This is a genomic window from Rathayibacter sp. AY1D5 (assembly GCF_002932515.1).
GTDB lineage: Bacteria > Actinomycetota > Actinomycetes > Actinomycetales > Microbacteriaceae > Rathayibacter.
The window spans coordinates 14,602-32,558 of sequence record NZ_PSVU01000003.1 but is presented as its reverse complement, the minus strand read 5'-3'; the positions used below and the strand labels follow the sequence as shown (position 1 = coordinate 32,558).

Genomic DNA, 17,957 nt, shown 5'->3' with positions numbered 1-17,957 from the left:
GGCGGGCCCGGCGCGAGAGCGGTGCTCCCGCGTTCGTCGCGCCGGCCGTCAGGGCGCGGAGGATCGGACGAGCGCGAGCGCGGCGTCCACGGTGGCGAGCGACTGCGCCGGATCGACGCGGGCCAGCACGAGCGCGGCCACCAGGAGCGACACGAGGACGTCCGCCTGAGCCGACGCCCACGCCTGCGCGTCGGGCCAGCGGGCCAGCGCTCCGGCGCGCAGTGCGCCCAGCAGCTCGGCCCGGTAGTCGGCGATCACCTCGCGCACGGCGTCGTCGCGCGCGATCGGCGCGCCCGCGGCGTTGAGCAGCAGGCAGCCGCTCCTCGCGGAGAGCGTGCGGGAGTCGGCGAGCGCCGCCCGCAGCCCGGTGAAGTACTCCTCGAGCGCCGTCGGCGACGCCCCTCCCGGATCGACGAGCGGGGCGAGCCGGGGCCGCACCACCTCGTCGAGGTAGCTCTGCACGGCAGCGTCGAAGAGCCCGCGCTTGCTGCCGAAGGCGTGGTAGAGGCTGGAGCGGCGCAGTCCGGTCGCGGACTCCAGGTCCGGGAGCGACGCCTCCTCGAAGCCGCTCTCCCAGAAGACGGCGCGGGCGGCGCGGACGACCTGCTCGGTGTCGAAGCCCTGCGTGCGACCCACGGTGCTCCTCCTGATGCGTGACAGCTGCGGCGCCGCACTGGCGCGGACCGCTCGCTCCAGTATATTGTGGACTGGTCGTTACACAATCGGTGCGGAGCCCTCCGCATCACGACCATCGCCTGGAGGCCCGCCTTGATCGTTCTCGGACTGGTGCTCGCCGCTCTCGCCGCGGCGCTGCACGTCTACATCTTCGTGCTCGAGTCGGTCCTCTGGACGACCTCGCGCGCCCGATCGACGTTCGGCACGACCGCCGGCGAGGCGGAGGCGACGAAGGAAATGGCCTACAACCAGGGCTTCTACAACCTCTTCCTCGCCGTCGTCACCGTGGCGGGCATCGTCGCCGTCGCGATCGGCGCCACCGCCGTCGGCGCGGCCCTCGTGTTCGCCGGCGCCGGATCGATGGTCGCCGCAGCACTCGTCCTGCTCCTCTCCGCTCCGACCAAGCGCCGCGCCGCGCTGACCCAGATGACCCCGGGTCTGCTCGCGGTGATCGCTCTCGCCGTCGGCCTCGCACTCTGATCCCCTCCGCTCCACCACCACGAAAGGTCCTATGAGCACCGTCACCAGCACCCAGATCCAGCTCGTCCGCCGCCCCGACGGCTGGCCCGTCGCCGAGGACTTCCGGACCGCGACCGTCGAGTACGGCGATCCGGCCGCGGGCGAGATCCGCGTCGAGAACGCCTTCCTCTCGGTCGACCCCTACATGCGCGGCCGCATGAACGACGTGAAGAGCTACACCCCGCCCTTCGCCCTCGGCGAGACCATGACCGGCGGTGCCGTCGGCCGGGTGACCGTCTCCGACGACCCCGCGTTCCCCGTCGGCAGCGCGGTCCTGCACCAGCTCGGCTGGCGCGACGTCGTGCAGGCCGAATCGTCGCAGTTCCGCGTCGTCCCCGAGATCCCCGGAGTGCCGCTCTCGCTCCGCCTCGGCATCCTCGGGATGACCGGACTCACCGCGTACGTCGGGCTTACCGCCATCGCGGGCATGAAGGAGGGCGACACCGTCTTCGTCTCGGGCGCCGCGGGAGCCGTCGGCTCGGCCGCCGGCCAGATCGCGCGCCTCCTCGGAGCCGAGCGGGTCGTCGGATCCGCGGGTTCGGCCGAGAAGGTCGCCCTGCTGACCGAGAAGTACGGCTACGACGCCGCCTTCGACTACCACTCCGGCCCGGTCCGCGAGCAGCTGGCCGAGGCCGCGCCCGACGGGATCGACGTGTACTTCGACAACGTCGGCGGCGACCACCTCGAGGCGGCCCTCGACGCCTTCCGCGACGGCGGCCGCGCGGCGCTCTGCGGAGCGATCGCCGGCTACAACAGCACCGAGAAGACGCCCGGCCCCGACAACATGGCGAACATCATCACCCGAGGTCTCACGCTGCGCGGATTCACGCTGTCCGGCTACCTCGACCACGCGCCGGAGTTCAACCGGCTGATGGCCGGCTGGTTCGCCGACGGAGAGATCGCCTACGACGAGACCGTCGTCGACGGCATCGACCACGCCGTGGACGCGTTCCTCTCGATGATGCGCGGCGGCAACACCGGGAAGATGGTCGTCCGCGTCTAGCGCCGACCCCGGTGCGGCGGGCGCGAGGAGGGGGCACCTCCGGACGCCCGCCGCACCCGTCCTGCGCCTCCCTGTCCGGGATCTCCGAGCATGCTCGCGGATCCGCGGGGCCGTTCGGTCCGGGCGGTGGCAGACTGCGGACATGAGCACGTTCTCGCACCGGACCGGCGCCTCCGCGCTGGCAGCAGCAGCACTCGTCCTCGTCCTCTCCGGCTGCGCGGGCAGCGGCGGAGCCCCGTCCGCGCGGACGTCGCTGCCGACGCCGACCAGGACCCCGACGTCTTCGCCGACTCCCGCTCCGACGCCGACTCCCACCGTGACCGTGACGGTCACGGCGACCCCCGAGCCCTCGTCGACCGGTTCTCCCGCCGCGGATCCGGCGGCGGCGCGCTGCACGGGCTCCGACCTGACGATGGAGTACCGCCCCGACCCCGACGCGTCGGGTGCCGGGAACAGCGCCTTCGACCTCGTGCTCACCAGCACCTCCTCCTCGGACTGCGCTCTCGCGGGCATCCCCGGCGTCTACGCGACCGACGCCGACGGGAACCGGATCAGCGCGGTCGCTGACGCGTCCGGCCCGAACCCCGATGCTCCCGTGATCCTCGTCCCCGGCGCCCGGGCGGACGTCCGGGTCGCCTGGCACTCCCCCGGCGCCTACGGCTGCGCGGTCGGGACCTCCGCGTACCTCGTCGCCGAGGTCCTCGACGCCCCGGACGGCGCGGTCCGCGCCCCCGCCGAGCTCCAGGTGTGCACCGACGGCACCGTGATGATGGACGCGTCCGCCTACACGCTGCTCTGAGCCCTCGCCGAGCGCGCACGCCTCCTGCGCGGCCCGCTCACCGGGCGCGACCCCTTGACCGGGCGCGGCGCAGCCGGGACCCTCGCACTACACGTCCCCACCCCACCCCGGAGGTCACCATGAAGGTCGGCTCACTCGTTCTCCGTCTCGCCGTCGGCGGGCTCTTCGTCGGACACGGTCTGCAGAAGCTGCGGGGCTCGTTCGACGGCCCCGGCCTCGACGGCACCGAGCAGATGATGTCGAGCCTGGAGATGCACCCGGCCCGGCGCAACGCCGTCGCCGCAGCGGTGACCGAGACGGCCGGAGGCGCCGCTCTCGCCCTCGGCGCCGCGACTCCGCTCGCCGCCGCCGGACTCGTCGCCACGATGGTCACCGCCGTGCGCAAGGTGCACTGGAGCAACGGCCTGTGGAACGCGGGCGGCGGGTGGGAGTACAACGCCGTCCTCGTCGCGGCGACGGCCGCGATCGTCGCGGACGGCCCCGGCGCGCTCTCGTTCGACGCCCTGATCGGCAAGCGCAAGTGGGGAGCCGGCTGGGCGCTGTTCGCCCTGATCGGCGGAGCGGCTGCGTCGACCGCCCTGATCGAGGCCGGCCGACGCGCCTCGCCGGTCGGAGCGGGCACCTCCGGCTCCGACGACGGCGGGTCGGACGACGACGGCGCCGACTCGACCGCCTCGTAGCCCCGCTCCCCGCACTGTGCGGGCGCGGTAGCGTCGGAGGCGTGATCGAGACACGCGCCTCCGACCCCGACCGCCCCGAGACCGACGCGCTCGCCCTCTGGCTCGCGGCGGTCGAGCGCCTCGACGCTCAGGACGACCCGGACGGCGTCGTCGAGCGGATGCGCGTCCTCGCAGCCCGCTACCCGGGACACGACGGAGTCGCCGCTTTCGAGCTGGGCGGCGCCCTCGACAGCGCGGGACACGAGGCGGAGGCGGCGGTCGAGTACGAGCGCGCCCTCGCAGCCGGCCTGGATGACGAGCGGCGGGCGCGGTTGACGATCCAGTACGCCTCGACCCTCCGGAACCTCGGCCGCACCGATGAGGCGATCGACCTCCTCGCCGGCGCCGCTGCGCACCCCGCGGTGGGCTCCGCGCGGGAGGTGTTCCTCGCGCTCGCCCTGCACAGCGCGGGGCGCGTCGACGAGGCCCTGCGGATCGCGCTGGAGGCGCTGGCTCCGGTGCTCCCCCGGTACCAGCGCTCCGTCCGCGCCTACGCCGCCGCCCTCACCGACCCCGAGCAGTAGCGCGGACGGCTCCTCCGCCCGGAGGCTCGGCGCGGCGAGCGCCGAGGCCTCCGGGGCGACGGCGCCGACTCAGTCCTCGAGCAGGATCGCGTCGATCTGCCCCATCGCCTGGCGGAGTCCCTCCTCCATGCCCATCTGGACCATCTGCTCGAGCTGCTCGACCGACTCGAAACGGCTGCTGAGGACCATCCGCGTGCGCCCCGGCTCGATCTCGTCGAGGGTGACCGTGGCCCGGGTGATCCCCAGCGCGTCGACCGGGTCGCTGCGCTCGTCGGCGAAGCCGTCCTCGAACTCGAACCGCGTCGGCTCCTCCACCCGGGTCACGCGCCACCAGCCGCGCGCCTGCTCGCCGTCCGGTCCCGTCATGACGTAGGCGCTCCGTCCGCCCTCGACCGGCTCGTGCCGCTCGAAGGTCGCCGGCCAGGTCGGCGGCCCCCACCAGCGCTCGAGGCGGCGCGGATCCGTCCAGAGGAGCCAGACGCGCTCGATCCCCGCGTCGAACTCGGCGGTCACCGTCAGGGTCAGTTCCTCGATGTCCTTCACGGACTGCAGCACGCTCATCGCGCCTCTCCCTCCAGCAGATCCCGCGCGCCGGTCGGCTCGCGGGTGTCACTCCTCGTCGAGGAGGTCCGACATGCGGTCGATCCTCCCCGCCCACAGCTGCTCGTAGGCGTCGAGCAGGCGCGACGCCCGCCGCACTGCGGCGACCTCGCCCTGCACCAGCTGCTCCCGCCCCCTCCTCCGCTTGCGGACGAGTGCCGCCCGCTCGAGGACGGCCACGTGCTTCTGCACCGCCGCGAACGACATCTCGTAGCGCGCCGCGAGTGCGGAGACGGACTGCTCGCCGACCAGCACCCGGGCGACGATGTCGCGGCGGGTGCTGTCGGCCAGCGCCCGGAAGAGCAGGTCGATGTCGGCGTCCATTCGTACAACCATGTGGTTGCACATTAGGGCCGTCCCCTCCCCCGCGCAAGAGCATCCGTCTCCGGGGCGAGCGCACCGACCGGCGCCCGACCTCAGGCGCTCGCGGCATCGAGGGCCTCGGCAGCGGCCGCGAGCACCCAGTCCGGCAGGGGGCGGGCCGCGAACAGCGAGGCGTAGAGCCGGGCCATCGAGTCGTCGGGGTCGAGCCGCAGCGCCTCGTCGAGGTGGAGCCCCGCGAGGCTCGAGACTCCCCTCGCCCACCAGCACCACGCGAGAACGGTGAGCACGGAGGAGCGCGCCTCCTCCGGCGCCAGCGCGGCGGCGCGGGCGAGGAGCCCGGTCGCCCGCGCCAGACGGCCGCGCTCCGGAGCACGCCCGCTACCGAGCAGCAGGGCCGACAGCTCGAGGTCGTGGTCGTCGTCCGTTCCGGCGCGGGCGTCGCCCACCGCGCCGGGCGGCACTCCCACTCCTGCCTGCGGGCTCCGCGCGATCTGCACGGTCACCCGGTCGCGGAGGGGCGGCGACTGCAGGGTCCGCACGATCAGTCCTTCGCGGCGGACGTCCCGCGGTCCGCTGAGCCAGCGCTCGACGAGCCGTTTTGTGTCGCCGACCAGGGGCGGCCGGCGGAGCACCTCCGCGACGAGCGCGCGATCCTCCTCGGCGACCGGCGGCAGCACGGAGAGCGCGTCGATGTCCAGTGGCTCGTCGGCCACCGCTCGGGCGAGGACGCCGGTCTCGCTCCGCTCGATCTCGAGGAGCGGACGTGGCCTGCGGCACTCCTCGGCGTCCGTGTAGCGCCCCCATCCGTCGGCGGCGATGCAGGCCACGGCGATGATGTCCAGGCGCGTGCGCTCCAGGCGCCGGAGCACCGCGTGGCCGAGGTCGAGATGCGGGATCCCCCGCTCCTCGGCGTAGCCCGCACGGGTGCAGACCACCACCAGCACACCGGTGGCCCGCGGCGTCGTCTCCATCATGGCCGCGCAGCCGCCCGCCAGCGCCTCCGCCTCCATCCCGCGCAGCGTCTCCGGGAGCGGGATCCGGAAGCCTCCCCCGGCGCGCGTGCCGAGGAACGGCACCACCACGACGGACTCCTCCGGTCGGATGCCGATGATGGAGGGGACGGCCGCCAGGAGGTCCTGGATCGCGCTCGCCCGCAGGACTTCGGGATCGCGGCGGCGGGACGGAGGAGCAGGGGTTCGCTGTGTGGATGTCATGTCCGACACCCTGCTCGCGTCGCCGGCGGCGCGAGATCCCGCCGGCCCGGACCGGGGAGAACCGGAGCGGATCGGCGCCTGTGGAGGAGCGCCCGGGTCCGGCGGCTCAGCCGGCCGCGGGAGCCCGCAGCACCTTCGCCATCGGCCGTCCCTTCGCGATCTCGTCGATCAGCTTGTCGAGGTACCGGATGCGCTGCATCAGCGGATCCTCGATCGTCTCGACCCGCACGCCGCAGATCACCCCCGTGATCGCCGAGGCCTCCGGAGGCAGGCGCACCGCCGCGAAGAACTCCTCGAAGGTCGTCCTGCTCTCGAGGTGCCGGGCCAGCTCCTCGTCCGAGAAGCCGGTGAGCCAGCGGACCGCCTCGTCGACCTCCTCCCTCGTCCGGCCCTTGCGCTCCGCCTTCGCCACGTAGAGGGGGTGCACGTCGGCGAACGCCACGGAGAAGATCCTGCTCATGGCCGGGAAGCGTACTCGCGCGACGCCCGGCGCGGCAGAGGCGCCCGCCCCGCTATCCTCCCCAGTGGCCCTCGCGCCTCCACCCCGCAGCCCACAGAGAGAACCACCGTGAGCCTCCTCCGCACCAAGTCCGTCGAGCAGTCGATCGCCGACACCGATGAGCCCGAGTACAAGCTCAAGAAGTCGCTGACCGCGCTCGATCTCACGGTCTTCGGCGTCGGAGTCGTCATCGGCGCCGGCATCTTCACCCTCACCGGCCGCGCCGCCCACGACATCGCCGGACCGGCGATCGTCCTGAGCTTCGTCGTCGCCGCCTTCGCCTGCGCCCTCGCGGCCATGTGCTACGCCGAGTTCGCCTCCACGGTCCCGGTGTCGGGCTCCGCCTACACCTTCTCCTACGCCTCCCTCGGCGAGCTCTTCGCCTGGATCATCGGCTGGGACCTGATCCTCGAGCTGTTCCTCGGAGCGAGCGTGGTCGCGCAGGGGTGGAGCGCGTACCTCGGGTCGCTGCTGCAGCAGCTGGGAGTGACCCTCCCGCCGGCGCTCACCTACGGCGGCGTGGTCGACGTGCCGGCGATCCTGCTCGTCCTCGTGCTCGGCGCGCTGATGACCTTCGGGATCAAGGAATCGCTGCGCGTCAACCTGGTGCTCGTCGCGATCAAGCTGTTCATCGTCCTGTTCGTCATCATCGCGGGCCTGCAGTTCGTGAACACCGCCAATTACACCCCGTTCGTCCCCGCCGCCGAGCCCTCGCCGTCCGCGTCCGGTCTGACCCAGCCGCTGCTCCAGTTCCTCTCGGGCATCGAGCCGGCCACGTTCGGGGTCGGCGGCATCATCGCCGGCGCCTCCCTGGTGTTCTTCGCCTACATCGGGTTCGACGTCGTCGCGACGACCGCGGAGGAGACCCGCCGCCCCCAGCGCGACCTGCCCATCGGCATCATCGCCTCGCTGATCATCTGCACGGTCCTGTACTGCGCCGTCGCCCTCGTCGTGACCGGCATGGTCCCCTACCGCGAGCTCGACCCGTCGGCCGCGCTCGCCAACGCGTTCGCCTACCACGGGCAGACCTGGATGGCGACGGTCATCTCGGCCGGCGCCGTCGCCGGTCTGACCACCGTCGTGCTGACGCTGCTGATCGGAGCGACGCGCATCATCTTCGCGATGGCGCGCGACGGACTCCTCCCCCGGCGCCTGGCCACCGTCCACCCGCGCCTGCGCACGCCGTGGTTCACCTCCGTGGTCGTGACCATCGTCGTCGCGCTGCTCGCCGGGCTCACTCCGATCGGCGTGCTCGAGGAGATGGTCAACATCGGCACGCTCTCGGCGTTCGTGCTGGTCTCGGTCGGCGTCGTGGTGCTGCGCCGCAAGCGGCCCGACCTGAAGCGCGGCTTCCGGGTCCCGCTGAACCCGTGGCTCCCGCTGCTCTCGGCCCTGATCTGCACCTACCTGATGCTCAACCTCTCGATCGAGACCTGGCTGCGCTTCCTGATCTGGCTGGCCGTGGGCTTCGCGATCTACTTCGCCTACTCGCGCAGCCACGCGAAGATCGGCACGCAGCCCTAGGGGGCCAGGCCCACCTTCGGCCTGGCCCAGGAGCGTCCGCGCGTGTCCTTGAGGATGTCGTACTCCACCTCGACGTGCGGCTCGATCGCGCTGTACTTGTCGTTCGGGGCGCCGATCACGAGCTGGAAGCCGAGACCGCGCCACGCACCGATCGCCCGCTTGGTGAAGTGGGCGTCGGCCTTGATCAGCGCCTCGTCCATGAAGACCGGGGCGTACCGGGGGCGGTCTGCTCCCGCGTCGCCGAGCTGGTAGCGCAGCGCCGCGCCGACGATGAAGGCGATCAGCTCCTGCGACTCCCCGCCGGACTTCTCGCCGATGTGGTCGTACAGCGCCACATGCGCTCGGGTGACGGCGTCCACGCGCTCGGCGCTGACCCGGACGTGGTTGCGGACGTCGACGAGGTCGCCGAAGTCGGGCGCGGTGCGCCGCAGCCGCTGGATGAGCCGGGACATCCGCCGGTAGACCTGCTCGCGCTCCTCCTCCGCGGACACGGCCTGGATCTGCGCGCGCACCTCGCGGAGCTCGCGGCGGAAGCGACGGCGCACCTCCGACTGGTTCTCGCGCGTCGTGATCTGCAGGCGGTGGCCGTCGTCGTAGAACGGCAGATCCTGCATGATCACGTTGATCGGCTCGATCCGCTCGCGGATCTCCCGCAGCGAGCGGCCGAGCGTGGAGTCGAAGCTCGTGAGGTCGTTGCCGGAGAGCGTGAGCAGGCTGTCGCGCCACTCGGTCTCGAGCCGGTGCAGGCCGCTGGTCTCGAGGGCGTCGAGCAGCCGCTCGAAGTCGCCCGCGGACGCCTCGGGGTCCGCGAGCAGGTTGGGGTTCGGCCAGCGGTCGAGGAAGCCGGTCATGATCCGGCCGGCGCTCTCGCGCTGCTGCTCGTGCGACTCGGCCGCGGAGCGGCGGTCCTCCGCCAGTCGCTGCGCTGCCGTGGCGAGCGCTGCGTCGAAGCGGACCAGGACGTCCGAGGCGCTGCCGGACGCCGCGGCCTCGGTCAGCGTGAACCGAGCGTCCAGGAAGGCGCGCTGGTCGTCGTCGAGCTCGCGTCCTGCGCGCTCCGCCGCATCGAGAACCGCCTGGCTCGCGTCGACGTCGTCGACCACGACGGCCCACTCCGCCTCGATCCGCTCGCGTTCCACACCGGCGCGCGCGATCTCCTGGCGGAGGCGCTCGAGGCGGCCGCGCAGCCCGTCGATCTGCTCCTGCAGGCCGGCGAGCTCGGGGTTCGCCTCCGCCGCCTCGGCGCCGACCGCCTCCCAGCGCTCCTGCTCGGCGAGCAGCGACTCGACGTCGACCGTCTCCCAGCTCACCAGCGCGAGGCGGGCGTGGCGCGTCATCCGGTCGTCGAGCGCATCGAGGGCCTCCTCCGCCGCCGACGCCGCCGAGACGGCCGCCGCGCTGCGGGCCCGGGCCGCCTCGACCAGGGCGTTCAGCTCGCGGAGACGACCGGTGTTGGAGAAGCCGAGGACGTTCGCGGCGCCGTGGCCGCCGTGCGCACCGCGCTGCCCCTGCGAGAGCTGACCGGCGAGGGTCAGGGCGAGCCGGTGGCGTCCGAGCTCCGCAGCGCTGTCGACGCACACGTAGCCGAAGCGGTCCTCGAGCCGGTCCTGCAGCCAGCCGGTGAAGGCGGTGGCGCGGTAGTCGAGGCGCCCGGGGAGCGTCTGCGGGTCGAGGCCCCGCACCTCCTCGAGCCCGGTCTCCACGCCCTCGTAGCGGAGCCGGACCGGGAGCCGGAGGGAGTCGATGGCGCGGCGGAAGCGGTCGAGGTGGGCGGAGTCGATCATCAGCGTCGTCGCGAAGCCGCCGAGGGCGAGCGTGAACGCCTCGCGCCAGGGCTCGAACTCGGCACGCACCTCGACCAGCTCGCCGACGAAGGGCAGGTCGTCGGCGGTGAGGCCGGCTGCCTCCGCGATCCGCTCCCGCGCCTCGTGCAGAGGCCGGGGGATGCTGTCCCGACGGTCCGAGGCCGAGCGCTGCTCCGCCTCGAGCTCGGCGAGCTCGCGCGCCGCGGCCTTCCGCTCGGCGACCGCGTCCGACCAGGCCGCACGGGTGCTGCGCTTGGCGTCGGCCGCGCTCGCCGCCCGGGCGAGCACCGCCTCGAACCGCTCGCGGGTGGTCTCCGGCTCGCCGAGAGCGCGCAGGTCCTCCTCGAGCCGGGCGCGGTTCTCGCGCGCCGCGCCCAGCCGCCGCTCCACCTCGCGGAGCTCGCGCTGGGCCGTCTCGAGGCGGTCGCCGCCGGAGGCCCGCAGCACCTCGGCGAGCCCGTCCCGCTCCGACTCCGCCGCCTCGGCGAGGGCCCGCTTCTCGCGGAGCACGGCGTCGACGGCGCGGGTGCGCTCGCGCAGCTCGGCCTCGACGTCGCGCAGCAGGCCGAGGCGCTGCTCAGCGCGCCACAGGGCCGCCGGCGACACCGGGGCGTCGAACTCCCCGAGCGCGTCGATGAGGCGCACGCGCTCCGCGGACGCGGCGATGCGCAGACGCAGGCCCCGCAACGGCTCGAGTGCCGCGACCTGCTGGCGCGCGGTGAGCATCCGCTGCCGGGTGCTCTCGAGCTCGTCGAAGTGGGCGACGACCGCGTCGGCGGAGGCCAGGGTCTCGGGCTCCTCGAGCACGAGCCGCTTGTAGAGGTCGTCGACGGTCGTGATCTGCTGACCGGCCTGGATGCGGGCGAGCAGGCTCATCGCCTTCGATCCGGCTCCCGCCGCTCCGATGCCGAGCACCGCGTGCAGACGCGCCGAGAACTCGCGATCGGTGCCGAGCGGATCCAGGCCCGCCGCGCGCAGCGACGCGTCGGAGAAGCGGTGCGCCGCCGCCCGGTCGAGCGCGGCGACGTCGACCGGGCCCTCGGCGCTCGCGCGGATCCGCACGGTCTCCTCGAGCACCCGGGAGCCGGCCGGGACGTACCAGGCGCGGACCGCGCTGAAGCGCGAGCCGTCGTGGTCGACCCAGGTCATCGCGACGGCGGTCCAGGTGTCGACTCCGTCGCCGCGCAGGACGCGCATGGTCGTGCCCTCGTCCGTGCGCGACTCGTCGAGCTTGCCGCGCGCGTAGGAGAGGATGTTGCGCTGGTCCTCGCCGCGCGGACGGCCCGTCACTCCGCCGTTCGAGGCGCCGTTGAACGGCGTGGTGTGCGGCATCATCAGGGCGATGTAGGCGTCCATCAGCGTGGACTTGCCGGAGCCGGAGCCGCCGCAGAGCAGTGTGGCCCCCGGCGAGAAGCGGACCCGGTGCGCGCCGTCGTAGCCGCCCCAGTTGACCAGCTGCAGGTCCTCGGCGAGCCACTGCTGACCGCGGGAGGCGGCGGGGATCAGGCCGAAGAGGGTGTCGAGCATCGTCATCGGGGGTCGTCCTCCGGGTCGGGGGTGTCGTCGTCGGTCGGCTCGTCGTCCAGCGGCTCGTCGTCCGCGACATCGGCTCCGGGCAGGACGCCGTCCGTGGGCGGGTCCGCGTCCTCGTCGAGGCCGTCGCCCTCGAGCGCGTCGTCGTCCGCCTGCTCCGCGTCGTCCGAGCCGGGCTCCTCGGCGAGCGCCGCGTCTGCGACCACCGAGGAAGCGGCCTCGCCCGCCCGCCCGCGCAGCCAGTCGCTCAGCTCCCGCAGCTTCGGCGCGCTCAGCACGATCTCCACGATCGGGCTGATCCGGTACCGCCCTGCGGACTCCTCGTCGACGATGCCGTCGCGGCCGAGCCGCTCCAGCGCCTTGCGGACCATGCGCTGCCGGCGGGCGGTGTCGCGCTCGGCGTCGGCGAAGTAGCTGAGCACCGTCTGCTCGACCTCCTCGACGTCCACGCGCGCCGACGCCTCGCCGGCCGCCGACTCCCGCTGATGGACCGTGCGCAGGTGCACCAGCACCAGCGTCTCGGCGCGGGTGTAGGGGAGGTCGCGCAGCAGCACCGGCATCTCCACCTCGTCGGAGCGCACCTGCTGCTTGTAGGCGACCCCGCGCTCGTGGTCGACGACGAGCCGCACGAACAGGTCGTTCAGCCGCGACTCGATCAGCTGCCGGTGCTCCTGGAGCACGGCCCACTGCTCGCGGTGGCGGTCGGCGAGGAGGAAGCGGCGCTGCAGCACGTGCACGAGCACCCGGCGCACCTCGGTGTCGAGGACGCCGCGGTCGCCGGGGAAGAGCTCGTCGGGGTCCTCCTCCATCGACACGGGCGCGATGAACGGATCGGCGGCGGGCCCGTCGGTCGCCAGGGTGTCACTCATCGTCGGTCTCCTCCTCGGTGCGGGCGGTCACGGATCCGAAGGCGAAGCGGCGCACGGTCCCGTCGGGTCGGCGCGTGCTCACGACGGAGTAGCCCTCGCGGTCGACGAGGCCCGTCCGGTGCGCGATCTCGAGCAGCCCGAGCAGGTCGACGGGCCGTCGCGTGTCCTCCGGAGCCGCGCTGAACGCGTCCGCCAGATCGAACTCGTCGCCGAGCTCCGCCACGTAGGCCTCCAGCTCCGCGTAGCGGGGACCGCCCCAGGCCCGGCTGTCGTCGCCGACGAACTCGGCGTCGCCGTCGTCTCCGGCCAGGGGCGCCGGCCCGCCGGCCGGGCGCACGTCTCCCAGGGTCTGGCGCAGGTGGCCGATCCCGGCGACGGGCAGGTGCCGCAGCGGCGTGACCGGCGCGTCCGGCGAGATCCCGCCCGTCCACTCCTGGAGCCCCGCCATCACGTCGCGCAGCAGCTCGTCCACCTGGCGGTCGCGAGCGGGGTCGTGGGTGCGGACCTGGCCCGTGATGACGTGGGACGCGCGACGCTGGGCGATCAGGACCTCCTGCACGCCCAGCTCCACCCGGCGGCCGATCGCGGCCAGCTCCCCGCGCTGGGCCGGGTCCATCAGGCGGGAGAACGGCTGCACGAGCACCGTGTGGAGCTGGTCGGCGAGCGCGTCGATCCGCTCGGGGTCGCCCAGGAGGCGGAGGGCTCCGGCGAACGCACGGCCCTCGCTGGTCGCCTGCATCACGTGCTGCCCGCGCTCGAGGTACTCCCGCAGCACCTCGCCGGTCGGGCGGACGTCGCGGCGCAGATCCGCGACCACGTCGCGCTGCATCGCCTTGATCGACTCCGCCACCCGCGCGAAGTCGGCCGGCAGCTCGCGGGCGAGGTGCACCACGTTCTCGGCCTCCTCCAGGAGCTGCTCGTCGTCGGCCGGCTCGAGACCGGCGCCCTCCTCGAGGGCGGCGATCTCGATGTCCAGGCGCGCCCGCTCCTCGCGGAGCCGCGAGAGCCGGGCCTCCGGGTCGGGCTCGACGTCCGCGGCCAGCCGCTCGACCGCCTCCAGCAGAGTGCGCACCCGCGAGTTCGAGACGCGCGTGCGTCCGCCTCCGGTGCGCCCGGTGATCTCGAGGGCGCTCACGGCGTGGGCGCTCAGCCGGTAGACCTCGGCCTCGCCCTCGATCTGCGGCACGAGCCAGCCGACGCGGACCCAGTAGCGGCACACCTCGCGCGCCGTGCCGCTCGGCAGAGCGCGCTCGCCCTCGTCGTACCCGGCCGAGCGGAGCTCTTCGAGCAGCTCCCCCACCTCGGCGTGCGCGTCGGCGACCGCCACGGCCTGCCGGTCGACCGTGAACACGAGCGACAGGGCGGCGACGACGAACGGCGCGTAGCGGCCGTGGAGGAGATCGAGTGTCGGCGTCCGGAAAGCGCCGAGGGAGCGCAGGTAGGCGGCCTCGGCGCGGGAGTTCGACATCGCCCTCAAGGATAGGCGGCGGGCCGGCATCGCGCGGACGGGGCGCCAGGGGCCGTCCCGCTCGCGGACCCGACCTCCTCGGCCCGCCCCGATCCTGCGAGCGGCAGGACGACGGCAGCCGCTCCTCGCCGTTCCGCCGGGGTCGCGATCGCATCGACGCGAGATTCGCCCGACGCCGTCACCGGCCGACAGCCGCCACCCCGCCCGCCGAGCTCTGCGGCACCGGTCCGCACCTCCATAAGGAGAACCCGGTGACCGCGGAGTCGTGCTCCCCCGACTCCGTCGCCGCCGGCCCCCACTCCTGCAGCTCGGTGCACCTGTCCGCCACTGCGGCCTTCCGCACCGACTCGGTCGGCGGAGCGGAGTTCTTCAGCACCAGCAGAGGCGTGCGTCCTGCCGCGATCATCCGGGTGACGTCCTGCTCGGTGAAGACCCGCGCCTGGCCGGAGTAGCCGCCGTCGGTGAGCACGCTCGCGCCGGTCGCCGTGATGATCGGCGCCGAGATCGCCCAGGAGTCGGTGAGGAACAGGGGCGCCCCGTCCACCCCGCCGCCGGCGGCACGAGCGGCGGCGACCAGGCCGGTCTCGTCGGCGGTCATCGAGTCGTGCCCGCCGACCGCGTCCGGCGACGAGACCGCGAACGGAGCCGAGGTCTCGGCCCGCTGCGGGAAGCGCAGGCCGACGAGCGCGTCCCCGCCCGACCCGTCGAGGGACGCATCGAGCACCTGCAGGCTGAACGCGACCGGCCCGGCCAGGATCACGACCGCTGCCGCGAGCGCGACGGGACGACGCCGGGCCACTTCCCTCCGGCTCCCGACCGCTCGCTCCACCGCACCGCCCCTCCGTCGCCGCGCCGCCGCCGCGACCACGACGAGCCCTGCTCCGGCGAGCGCCGCGAACGGCAGGCCCAGCACCGCGGGCAGCTGCCCGCCCACGGCGAGCACCGCGCTCCACGCCGTCTGCGCGACGAGGAGGAGCGGCAGCACCAGCCGCGCGACGACCCGGGTCGACGCGAGCAGCCGCACCGCTTCCGCCCAGCCCAGCGCCGCGAGGAGCGCCAGCTGCACTCCGATCGCCGCGACGTAGGCGGTGTGCGGCACCGTCGCCACCGAGAGCACCGCCGCCGCCGTCGCCAGCCACACCGCGGTCAGGACCAGGAGGGCGAACGGACCGCGGGTGCTTCCCCGCCGCGGCCGCCAGCGCACCGCCCCCAGGATCAGCCCCGCGAGCGCCGCGGGGTACAGCCAGCCCACCTGGGTCGCGTATTGCGCGAGCAGAAGCTTCACCGGCGACGATCCCGCCGCTCCGCCCATCGCCGCGACGTGGGCGGACGCGACGACGGAGCCGGGCACCGCGCCCGAGATCAGCCGGTCGAGCCCGTTGAATCCGAACACCATCGCGAACACGTCGTTCCCCGTCGACCCGTCGATGTACGGCCGGTCGCCCGCGGGCACCGCCTGGATCGCGACCGTCCACGCCACGGAGGCGCCCACCGCGACGGCCAGGAGCCCGCCCGCCCAGGCGAGGGCTCGGCGCCACCCGTGCACCCCGACGAGAGTCGCCACCACGAGCGCCGGCAGGACGAACCAGGCCTGCATCATCTTCGCCTGGAAGCCGATCCCGATGGACAGCCCGGTCATCAGGAGCGGCCACCACCGCCCGGTCAGCACCGCGCGCTGCCACCACACCAGCGCCACGGCGAGTGCCGCCGTGAGCAGCCCGTCCTCCATCGGGTGCCCGAACATCGACACGAAGATCGGCGTGCTCGCCGCCGCTGCCGCCGCGACCAGCCCGAGCCCCCGGCCGCCCCACCGGAGCCCGACGACCGAGCACGCCGCGACCGTGATCAGCCCCTCGATCAGCTGCGGCAGCGCGATCGACGACGTCGACATGCCGAACAGCCGGATGCTCAGCGCCTGCGGCACCGCGAACCCCGCCAGCTTGTCCAGCGTCACCGTGGCGGCGGGATCGAAGGCTCCGAACGCCAGCGCGTGCCACGACTCCGACATCGACCGTGCCGCCGCCTCGTAGAAGACGGCGTCTCCGCCCCGGGCGAGATTCCAGCCGGTGAGGACCGTCGATCCGCACAGGATCGCGAGGAGGGTGAGCCGCGCCCACCAGGGTTCGCGCCACCAGCGGGCGAGCGGAGCGGAGTGGGTCACGTCCACCGACGCTAGGGAGCCGGCCTGCCGCCGCCCTTGCGGGCGGTCGGGGAGACGCCGTGCATGCCGCTCCGGCTTCTCAGTCCGGACGCCGCCGGCACGGCCGACGACCAGGAAGGGTGCCGCGCCGCCCCGGTCACCCTCTAGGGTGCGGACATGCCCCGCTCCATGGCCGACCTCTCCTTCCGCCGCGCCCAGTGGGAGCAGCGCTACGCACCGCACGTGGCTCCCGTGAACTGCTGGGTCGACGAGCTGCGGAACCCCTACGGACGCGGCTGGCTGCCCGACGTCGCGCCCCTGCACGGCGGAGTGGAGGCGCGCGCCCTCAGCGTCCTCCGCGATCCCGGCCCCGCCACTCAGGACGGCATCGGAAGCGGCTTCCTCTGCACCGAGAACGACGACCCGACGGCGGAGCTCATGGCCGGGCTGATGGACGAGGTGGGCCTCGCCCCCGTCGACCTGCTGCCGTGGAACGCCTACCCCTGGTACATCAACCAGGCGCCGAACGCCGACCAGCTCGACGCCGGCGTCGAGGCCGTCCTGCATCTGCTCGCGCTCGCCCCCGACGTCGAGGTGGTCCTCCTGCAGGGCGGCGACGCCGATCACGGCTGGCGGCGCCTCCTCAGGCGGCACCCGGCGATCGAGCGCGAGCGCGGCCTCACGGTGATCCGCACCTTCCACCCGTCGCGACAGGCGCTCTGGACACGGGATCCCGCCGAGCGGGAGGCGCGCTCCGCCCGACGTCGCGAGGCCTTCGCCGAGGTCGCCGCAGCGCTCCGGTGAGCGGCCCGCAGCCTCACGACGAGGCCCGGAAACGACGGAAGCCCTGACGACGACCAGTGGTCTCATCAGGGCTTTCCGTCGGGCTGACAGGATTTGAACCTGCGACCCCTTGACCCCCAGTCAAGTGCGCTACCAAGCTGCGCCACAGCCCGTGGCAGACCGGGCCGAGGCCCGGGCAACTCGACTACCTTAGCGGATGCCGACGCCGGAAGTGAAAACGAGCGGGCCCCGTAGACTCGCTGCGCGGAACGCGTCGGCACGGGTCGACGCGCCGTCGGCAGCTCGGGAGGCGTCAGCAGTGGATGCGCGGCAGAAGCGATCACAGGTGGCCCTGCACCGGGCCATCATCGAACTCGCGACCGGCCGCGACGTCGCCACCCTCACCGTCTCCGAGATCACGGATCTCGCCGGCGTGAACCGCTCCACCTTCTACGCCCACGCCTCCTCCGCCGCAGAACTGCTCTGCGCAGCCCTGCAGGACGAGCTCGACGCGATCCGCGAGGGCTACCTCCAGCAGCTCCGGAGCGGCGCCACGACCGACGCGAGCATCCGCGAGGGCACCTCCCGCGTCCTCGGCCACCTGGACGGCCACCGCGACCTCTACCTCCGCGCCTTCGACGCCCCCGGCGGCGACTCGGGCCTCCGTTCGATGCTCGCGGGGCACTTCCGCACCGCCGTCTCCGCGACGCTCGACACCGGGATCCTCGACGTGCCGGCCGCGGAAGCACCGCTCGGGTTCCTCGAGGACGCGACGGCCTCGTTCCTCGCGGCGGGCTCCGTCGGCCTGATGGAGCAGTGGCTCCGCCTGCCCGCGCCCCGCGACCCCGGCAGCTACCTCGCCGCCTACCGACGGCTCCTGCCGCCGTGGTGGCCCTTCGCCACCGGCGACTGACCGGCCTCCCGGCCCTGCCGACGCCCGATCGGAGAGACGACCGCCC

At 73.7% G+C, this 17,957-nt stretch carries 17 protein-coding genes and 1 tRNA gene; 8 read left to right on the top strand and 10 right to left on the bottom strand.

Going from position 1 to position 17,957, the window contains the following annotated elements:
* Positions 1–48: 48 nt before the first annotated feature.
* On the bottom strand, positions 49–636 hold the full coding sequence (locus C5C82_RS01595; protein ID WP_104354513.1) for a TetR/AcrR family transcriptional regulator: 588 nt from the start codon (positions 634–636) through the stop codon (positions 49–51).
* 132 nt (positions 637–768) lie between these two features.
* Between C5C82_RS01595 and C5C82_RS01590 the strand changes: the two genes are divergently transcribed.
* The 5 genes from C5C82_RS01590 (at position 769) to C5C82_RS01570 (ending at position 4,239) form a co-directional block, all read left to right on the top strand.
* A complete protein-coding gene (locus tag C5C82_RS01590) occupies positions 769–1,155 on the top strand; it encodes a DUF1304 domain-containing protein (protein WP_104325469.1) in 387 nt (128 codons plus the stop codon).
* Positions 1,156–1,186: 31 nt separating this feature from the next.
* Entirely contained in the window at positions 1,187–2,197 is a 1,011-nt protein-coding gene (locus tag C5C82_RS01585; RefSeq protein WP_104222542.1) for an NADP-dependent oxidoreductase, read from the top strand.
* Between the two features lie 142 nt (positions 2,198–2,339).
* The gene (locus tag C5C82_RS01580) at positions 2,340–2,996 is read left to right on the top strand and encodes a DUF4232 domain-containing protein (RefSeq protein ID WP_104295623.1); all 657 of its coding nucleotides are present in this window, start codon (positions 2,340–2,342) and stop codon (positions 2,994–2,996) included.
* 119 nt (positions 2,997–3,115) lie between these two features.
* Positions 3,116–3,676, top strand: coding sequence for a DoxX family protein (locus C5C82_RS01575; protein ID WP_104295622.1), 561 nt, complete (start codon positions 3,116–3,118; stop codon positions 3,674–3,676).
* Positions 3,677–3,717: 41 nt separating this feature from the next.
* Positions 3,718–4,239 (top strand): tetratricopeptide repeat protein, encoded by a 522-nt coding sequence (locus C5C82_RS01570; protein WP_258062897.1) that lies wholly within the window; start codon positions 3,718–3,720, stop codon positions 4,237–4,239.
* A gap of 69 nt (positions 4,240–4,308) precedes the next feature.
* Here C5C82_RS01570 and C5C82_RS01565 read toward each other — a convergent pair whose 3' ends face one another.
* The 4 genes from C5C82_RS01565 to C5C82_RS01550 form a co-directional block, all read right to left on the bottom strand.
* Positions 4,309–4,800: an SRPBCC domain-containing protein gene (locus tag C5C82_RS01565; protein ID WP_104295621.1), complete on the bottom strand. Its 492-nt coding sequence runs from the start codon at positions 4,798–4,800 to the stop codon at positions 4,309–4,311.
* A 48-nt stretch (positions 4,801–4,848) separates the two neighbouring features.
* A complete protein-coding gene (locus C5C82_RS01560) occupies positions 4,849–5,175 on the bottom strand; it encodes a metalloregulator ArsR/SmtB family transcription factor (protein ID WP_104222609.1) in 327 nt (108 codons plus the stop codon).
* An 80-nt stretch (positions 5,176–5,255) separates the two neighbouring features.
* Positions 5,256–6,377, bottom strand: a complete 1,122-nt coding sequence (locus tag C5C82_RS01555; RefSeq protein ID WP_104354512.1) for a DUF4192 family protein — start codon at positions 6,375–6,377, stop codon at positions 5,256–5,258.
* A gap of 106 nt (positions 6,378–6,483) precedes the next feature.
* Positions 6,484–6,837 (bottom strand): DUF2200 domain-containing protein, encoded by a 354-nt coding sequence (locus C5C82_RS01550; protein WP_104354511.1) that lies wholly within the window; start codon positions 6,835–6,837, stop codon positions 6,484–6,486.
* Between the two features lie 108 nt (positions 6,838–6,945).
* Here C5C82_RS01550 and C5C82_RS01545 point away from each other — a divergent pair, with 108 nt between their 5' ends.
* Positions 6,946–8,400, top strand: a complete 1,455-nt coding sequence (locus C5C82_RS01545) for an amino acid permease (RefSeq protein WP_104233381.1) — start codon at positions 6,946–6,948, stop codon at positions 8,398–8,400.
* Here the strand turns inward: C5C82_RS01545 and C5C82_RS01540 are convergent.
* The 4 genes from C5C82_RS01540 to C5C82_RS01525 all read right to left on the bottom strand — a co-directional run bounded on the left by C5C82_RS01540 (position 8,397) and on the right by C5C82_RS01525 (position 16,236).
* Positions 8,397–11,738, bottom strand: a complete 3,342-nt coding sequence (locus C5C82_RS01540) for an ATP-binding protein (protein ID WP_104354510.1) — start codon at positions 11,736–11,738, stop codon at positions 8,397–8,399. The two genes, C5C82_RS01545 and C5C82_RS01540, sit on opposite strands and share 4 nt — an antisense overlap.
* Positions 11,735–12,607 carry a DUF4194 domain-containing protein gene (locus tag C5C82_RS01535; protein WP_104292437.1) on the bottom strand — a complete coding sequence of 291 codons (873 nt, stop codon included), beginning with the start codon at positions 12,605–12,607 and terminating at the stop codon, positions 11,735–11,737. Before C5C82_RS01535 ends, C5C82_RS01540 begins: the two co-directional genes overlap by 4 nt.
* Entirely contained in the window at positions 12,600–14,075 is a 1,476-nt protein-coding gene (locus C5C82_RS01530; RefSeq protein WP_104354509.1) for a DUF3375 domain-containing protein, read from the bottom strand. Before C5C82_RS01530 ends, C5C82_RS01535 begins: the two co-directional genes overlap by 8 nt.
* 178 nt (positions 14,076–14,253) lie before the next feature.
* A complete protein-coding gene (locus C5C82_RS01525; RefSeq protein ID WP_104354522.1) occupies positions 14,254–16,236 on the bottom strand; it encodes a glycosyltransferase family 39 protein in 1,983 nt (660 codons plus the stop codon).
* Between the two features lie 156 nt (positions 16,237–16,392).
* Between C5C82_RS01525 and C5C82_RS17915 the strand changes: the two genes are divergently transcribed.
* Positions 16,393–17,019, top strand: coding sequence for a uracil-DNA glycosylase (locus C5C82_RS17915; protein ID WP_104354508.1), 627 nt, complete (start codon positions 16,393–16,395; stop codon positions 17,017–17,019).
* 78 nt (positions 17,020–17,097) lie between these two features.
* Here C5C82_RS17915 and C5C82_RS01515 read toward each other — a convergent pair.
* A tRNA-Pro gene (locus tag C5C82_RS01515) sits at positions 17,098–17,171 on the bottom strand.
* 173 nt (positions 17,172–17,344) lie between these two features.
* Between C5C82_RS01515 and C5C82_RS01510 the strand changes: the two genes are divergently transcribed.
* Positions 17,345–17,911: a TetR/AcrR family transcriptional regulator gene (locus C5C82_RS01510; protein ID WP_104267427.1), complete on the top strand. Its 567-nt coding sequence runs from the start codon at positions 17,345–17,347 to the stop codon at positions 17,909–17,911.
* The last annotated feature ends 46 nt before the right edge of the window (positions 17,912–17,957 follow it).